Source organism: Xenorhabdus stockiae, assembly GCF_002632825.1.
In the GTDB taxonomy this organism is placed as follows: Bacteria; Pseudomonadota; Gammaproteobacteria; order Enterobacterales; family Enterobacteriaceae; genus Xenorhabdus; species Xenorhabdus stockiae.
The window spans coordinates 1-5,782 of record NZ_NJAJ01000074.1; the positions used below are offsets into that span (position 1 = coordinate 1).

Below are 5,782 nucleotides of genomic sequence, written 5' to 3' on the forward strand. Positions count from 1 at the left end.
AAACACCTCACTTTATTATTCGTTAAAGGTCATTTCATCCTACTGCTAACTAGCCAGTTAATATTACTGAGGTCAGGTTCTTATCTCAATTGAATAGCCCGTAACAGAATCAATACGCCTTAAAATAGGGTGGCGCATTATAAAGTTTGTCTGTTAGTCGAGTGCGTGATTCAGTGAGGTGTATATTTGAAGTTTGGTGCTGATACGGGCTTAATCTGTGACGATCAGCCTGTTGACCGAAACGCCTAAAATTACACTTAACATATTGATTTAACTACAATATAGGTATTGATCGTAACGTACACTTTGAGCTGTAAATTCTGAGTTGACTACTGGCTGTGGAGGTCGGTACTGATCTCCGACATGAGGCACCAAGTCATACCATCCCGCACACGATAAGTGAATATAGGTCAGTCTTTCAGGTAGCAGTTAAGCACACAGTATCTAAGCAGCCAATCAGCCTTGGCATTCTCCACAAGGGTTAAGATGCCTTCTCCATGCTAAGCAACGATAACAAGTGTTATCAAAAGGCACCTTACCGTTGTGGAAAACAAAAAACCCCGCGAGTGCGAGGCTATGGAATTCATATTAATACCTCCAAGCACAAAAACCTGCGGAGGATAACATGAATATACTAAAAAATAATTTTTTTGCAAGTATTTCACATTATTTTTTCTTATATCGAATTAACATCTATTTCCCTTCCGTTATCTAGTTCGTGGTTGATCGCCTTATGCATCTTTGCCTCAATTATTCTAATGCACCAGCGAACCCTATCTCTTGATTGAGGTATAGTTAACTCATCTTTGACGATTCGCGATAAATACTGCGCAATGGTTTCTATCCTGTGCCCATACACGTAATAGTTAACCGCTACGCGAAGTAATGGCGATTTATCACCAAAAACCCGGATAAGCAGATCATCTACAAACAAACCTATCTCATCTGAACATTTAGGAACGGAGCGGTGCTTAAGGTTTGCAATAATTTGCGAAAGCTTCTTGATAAGCTCATCACCGCGATACCCTCTTTCATGCAGCCCTTCAATCAAAGTTGTTATGCCATCTGCTGTTATAGCTCCCCTACCAGAAACAGACTCCATAAATCTACCGATAGGGCTTACCTTATTTTTATCGTCCAGCTCTTCATAAGCCCACGCTCCCCACGCACTTAAAATATGGCTAATCCATATTCTATCATTGGGTTCTAGTGGGTTTATTGGGCTTATATCTCTGGATTTTTTAATTAAGGCAAGGAGAGCTATCTGGTCTTTAGGAAGGTTATGCTTTGATGTAACGCAATTAAAAAATTCACCATCAGTTAATTTTAAAAATCTATTTGCCTCCTGTATTGCTTCGTCTTTATTTTTGTAACTACCGAGATAAAACTTATGACCGAGCCTGTTTATTTGTATTCGCCATCGCTTTGTTCTTCTTTCTAAAGTTACACACCGAGCGCCAGAGGTATTATTTTTCCCTAGTCGCCTATTGTGGGAATTTTGCGCTGGCGTTGCAGGCCTTAGGTTTGATATTCGATTATCAGATGTATTTCCGTTTATGTGATCTATTCCATGCTCAGGCCATTCTCCATGCATATAAAACCAAGCCAATCTATGGGCTTTGAATTTCTTAGAATTGATACCAATTCCAATATATCCATTATCCATAAATCCTCTAACCCGAACTCCCTTACATAACCTACTGGTAAAAATACCTGTCTCAGGATTATATTTGACCTGCTCTCGCAGTATTGCCAACTCTATATTTTCATCGGGCAAATTTGCTTTATCATATCGAGTAAGTATCATCTTATTCCCGCCACTGTCTGTTGTTGTTTTACCCTGTTGATTAATCGTCTTATTGCTCCACGCGTGACATCAAATTTATGGGCTACCACCCTTTGAGAGAGGCCAGATGCCAGTAACCCAATAATTAACGGTGTATCAGACGGCTCTAGTTTCTTAACTCGATGTGGTACCACTCCGTAACACTCAAACCTAAAATCATCCAGTGTTGACCATGTCGGACGCTTACAGTCTGCTAATCGGGTGACATACAAACGCTCTTTGCGCTGACGAATAGCAAAGTGTCTCCCCTCTTTCAGCCGACGCTTCCTTGCGTAAGCCTGAGCCTCGTCGAAGTTGGTGAAGATCATGCCACCTCCCGCGCCCGTAACTCCCTGAGCTTTTCTTTGTACTTATCCCGAATAGACTGACATTCCTCAATCGTCCAACGATGCCGATCATGGTTGGACTCAATAGCATCTACCGCTGTCTGACCAATACGCCGGATTAACTCAACCCGGTAAGGAACAATATTCCCGGATTTATGCTGGTTACAGACGATGCACTGCCGCTGAATATTCCGTTCATCAAATCTCAACTGAGGAGCCGCAGAAGTTGTCCTATAGTGCCCCGCATCCCATTGAGAAGACGTGTACGTGCCACAGGAGACACACGGTAAGTCGCGGTCTCGTTCTCTGATATAGGCATTTACGGCGCGTTGGGCTTGTTGAATCCAATAACTGCGGGGTTTTACGGCTAACTTGCGGGCCTTGAGTTTATCTCGGTTGGTGACTTCTTTTTGTCGTCGTTCTCGTTCTAACTTCCGTTTAGCTTTCTCGTATTCTTGGTTTCGTCGTCGTAGTCCTAACTCTGTACCATGTTCCGGGCTACACCACTCGATATTGCTATATTGGGGATGAAACCATTCACGACAGATTTTACATTTTCTCCGTACCTGCTTTTTCATTCCATTCCGCCTTATTCTTGTAGTATATCGCCCAACTGATGGCATCGAGTTTTTTCCGGCCTTTTGCATCAATGAGGTAAATACCATCTTGACAGGCGTGATTTTCCTTAACGTCAATTTCGAGCCGTTCTAAATCCTCATAACTATGCTGAGCTAACTTAACCCTGTTCCAACCGTAATTACGTGGTAATTTGTCCACCTTATCCCCCTAAAGCCAGTCCCATAATCAGGGTGATTGTTATCCAAAAGAGTGTGAATGGGAGGTATTTCACTGACTCTGCCTCCACTTGAGTTTCATATACTCTGAATTTTCCGGTATCGTCACAAAGCAATGGATACCCGCCGCCCACTGTTCAACTTGTTCCATGAATCGAAACATCTCGCCAGTGTCCAGTTTGGATGTCTGGCGGAGTGTCCTGACGTGCTCAATTTCCTGCGTTCTCGCATCAACCCGATCAACAACCTCATAGCCCAAGAAGGTATGCTTGAGCATGTCCTTAACGGCTTCCGGTGAGTAATTCGCGCCTTGGGCTTTCAGGTAACGGCTAATCTCGCCAAACCACATGTGAGCGGTCGCGTTCTGAGATTGACTTCTGGTGTTTTTCCAAGGCTTGATGATGATGCGGTGAGGTTGGTTTGTTGCGAGAACTTCTTTGAGTTGTTGCCAGGCTAATTCTTTCGTCGATTCATGGAAGAGAAAATTACATTCCATAAAGATCCTCAATTCTCATTATTCCAGTTATTTAACACTTGCTCTCTAACATCACTTTCACACCTTAACCACTGCACGGGAGTAGTTCTTTTATTACACGATCTACATAAGACAAAACTTTTAAACTTTTTTTCTCTTTTAAAATATTTTGACTCTATAAATACAAGTTCATTTGTTCCACAATTGCTGCATAATTTCGGATTAATCATTCCATCAACCCTCTCTTTTATTCCACAATTTAATTGCATTCTTCATGCTTAATTTTGATTCAACAGAAAACAGGCACATCAAACATGTAATTTGGCACTTACATTTGGGCTTTTGATTGTGGTCTATTCTAAGCCTGAATCCATTGCACTTGCTGCAATTTTTAATTTCTTCACTCATACTCCCACCCTCCGACAAACAAAATTACTCAGCTCCACTTTCTCCACACTGATATCTGCATTCATATTCCTGCGCCTCGGTGAGACCATTTTCTCGCATTCTTTTTTGGTGAGTTTCTTATCTGAGTTCCTGAGCCAAGTAACAGGTAATCCACCGGCTCTGGTGATAGTGGCTGTGATTTGGTATTTCATTTCTTAAAAGCCCTCGCAATCCGTCTAATATCGTTATAGATAATTGAATTATCACGACATCCACAAACGTTGTTATGGAAATAAGCATCAACAACCTCATCAACATGATTTGGGTCTAATCTCAAAATATTTATGCATTCTTTGAAAACCCATCTATCAGATAAAAACCATCTGATTGTTTTCATCTCAAAAGTCCTTACGGTGGGGTTTCAAATTGAGCTTACGTCTGATTTCAGCAAGGTGATCTAACGCTCGCTCATTGCTGGTAGGAATGTGTAATTCAGTGAGTTGCACCCTCGGTTCTGGTATCTGCTCCCCTGACTCCATACGGCGTGACATACTGATTAACTCTTGTCTGCACCGCTTGCGTAGTTCTGACTCACTCAGATTAAGCCCCATCATTTGGGAATAGAGCTTTGTCACCATCCAGTAACACGCATGAGACTGCCACGGGTAATTTTCTGGGGAATCGTACAATCCACGTTTGGCACTGTAGGTCATCACCATGTCGTACAACTCAGATTCGTCGGGTAGCCCGGCGTTTTGGATGCCACCCTGCTTACACCACTGGATAAATTGCCCCGGCGAGGGTAGGAATGGCGAATCTTGCTGTCTGGCAATCTTCATGCCAGCGTTAACCTGCTTAAGGGTGGTAATTCCATTCTCGGCAAATGCCATCACCCACTGGCGGCGTAGTTCGTTGAAATCCTCCTGTGTTTTAATGCTCGCCATCAGTGCAGGAAACGCACCTTTCAACTGGCGGAATAGCTCGTTAAATATTTCAGCGACCTGCCTATCAACCGGCGCTCGCTGCTGCTTTGGTGGTTCTGCCATGGTCTGTAATGCCTTACCATCACGATTCTGTATGGCTGTAACGATGCTTTTCATATCGTTATTTCCTCCACCCAATCAGTGTTATTGAAATCAATGCCAGAATGTCCGGCAGGCTGTTTCTCCTTCTGGGTGCTTTGGAGAGTCAGCGTTTGCCATTGCTTGCGCAGTTTTGCCGGGGAGAGAATATTCGTGTGCCAGAAGTGGTTTTTATTGGCCCATTTGAACAACGAGCAAATGTCATGGTGTGTGTGATTATCCTGTTGGCGCATTAGCCGGATATCATTAGCCCACTCAGGCCAGTTAGGTTCTGGTGCAGTAGGATCAACAACAGTCACTAGTGCGTAAATCCATTGCGCCGCTTTCAAATCGTCCTCAGTGCCCCATGATTTACCAGACGGAGTGTAAACATGAGCATCGGGGTGTCGTTTTAAAAACCGCTGCAACGAATCAGATTTTTTTCCGAGACGATCATTAGATACGTTAGTATCTAATATATATTCTTGTTCATGATGTGCGGGGTTATGTGCGCCTCCATGTGCGGGGTGCTGCTCTGAGGCCGCGTTATTACTGGGTTCGTCATGTGCGGCTGTATGTGCGCCCTTATGTGCGGGTAAGTTGTCTATTTTTTCGACACAATCACTGTAATTTGTGATGGTGATCACTCTGCCTTTTCGCTTCTCCCCATCGATTGAAATCATTCCCTCTTTCACAAAAAATGCCAGCATCCGTTCTACTGCATCACGACTGGTTGGCTTCCCGTTGCGGTCACACAGAGATAGCCCCAGATCAGCCGCCGTTACGACTAATTGACCGGGTTGTAAGTGCCACACTTTCCCTTTGAAATTAGCGGTATAAGGTTGTCTGGCTGCATCCATAAGCAAATTTTCCCACAGCGTTCTGAGAAAAAC

Annotated in this window: 8 protein-coding genes; all 8 read right to left on the reverse strand. The window is 43.4% G+C overall.

Annotated features, from left to right (window positions below; translation table 11 throughout):
* Positions 1-676: 676 nt before the first annotated feature.
* On the reverse strand, positions 677-1,807 hold the full coding sequence (locus Xsto_RS19710; protein WP_099126181.1) for an HNH endonuclease signature motif containing protein: 1,131 nt from the start codon (positions 1,805-1,807) through the stop codon (positions 677-679).
* Positions 1,804-2,154, reverse strand: a complete 351-nt coding sequence (locus tag Xsto_RS19715) for a hypothetical protein (RefSeq protein ID WP_099126182.1) — start codon at positions 2,152-2,154, stop codon at positions 1,804-1,806. The genes Xsto_RS19710 and Xsto_RS19715 overlap by 4 nt, the downstream gene beginning before the upstream one ends.
* Positions 2,151-2,750, reverse strand: a complete 600-nt coding sequence (locus Xsto_RS19720; protein WP_099126183.1) for a recombination protein NinG — start codon at positions 2,748-2,750, stop codon at positions 2,151-2,153. The genes Xsto_RS19715 and Xsto_RS19720 overlap by 4 nt, the downstream gene beginning before the upstream one ends.
* Positions 2,722-2,949, reverse strand: coding sequence for a hypothetical protein (locus Xsto_RS19725; RefSeq protein ID WP_099126184.1), 228 nt, complete (start codon positions 2,947-2,949; stop codon positions 2,722-2,724). Before Xsto_RS19725 ends, Xsto_RS19720 begins: the two co-directional genes overlap by 29 nt.
* Before the next feature lie 69 nt (positions 2,950-3,018).
* Positions 3,019-3,462, reverse strand: coding sequence for a YbcN family protein (locus Xsto_RS19730; protein WP_099126185.1), 444 nt, complete (start codon positions 3,460-3,462; stop codon positions 3,019-3,021).
* A gap of 383 nt (positions 3,463-3,845) precedes the next feature.
* Complete coding sequence (locus tag Xsto_RS19735; RefSeq protein WP_099126186.1) at positions 3,846-4,040, reverse strand: DUF1187 family protein; 195 nt, start codon at positions 4,038-4,040, stop codon at positions 3,846-3,848.
* A gap of 186 nt (positions 4,041-4,226) precedes the next feature.
* Complete coding sequence (locus Xsto_RS19745; protein ID WP_099126188.1) at positions 4,227-4,928, reverse strand: replication protein P; 702 nt, start codon at positions 4,926-4,928, stop codon at positions 4,227-4,229.
* A partial coding sequence (locus Xsto_RS19750; protein ID WP_099126189.1) for a replication protein occupies positions 4,925-5,782 on the reverse strand: 858 nt, incomplete at its 5' end. The genes Xsto_RS19750 and Xsto_RS19745, both read right to left, overlap by 4 nt.

What these genes read in the sequence shown, in the direction of transcription:
- Xsto_RS19745 (WP_099126188.1), bottom strand. Translation starts at nt 4,928, where the DNA reads ATGAAAAGCATCGTTACAGCCATACAGAATCGTGATGGTAAGGCATTA.
- Xsto_RS19730 (WP_099126185.1), bottom strand. Translation starts at nt 3,462, where the DNA reads ATGGAATGTAATTTTCTCTTCCATGAATCGACGAAAGAATTAGCCTGG.
- Xsto_RS19735 (WP_099126186.1), bottom strand. Translation starts at nt 4,040, where the DNA reads ATGAAATACCAAATCACAGCCACTATCACCAGAGCCGGTGGATTACCT.
- Xsto_RS19710 (WP_099126181.1), bottom strand. Translation starts at nt 1,807, where the DNA reads ATGATACTTACTCGATATGATAAAGCAAATTTGCCCGATGAAAATATA.
- Xsto_RS19715 (WP_099126182.1), bottom strand. Translation starts at nt 2,154, where the DNA reads ATGATCTTCACCAACTTCGACGAGGCTCAGGCTTACGCAAGGAAGCGT.
- Xsto_RS19720 (WP_099126183.1), bottom strand. Translation starts at nt 2,750, where the DNA reads ATGAAAAAGCAGGTACGGAGAAAATGTAAAATCTGTCGTGAATGGTTT.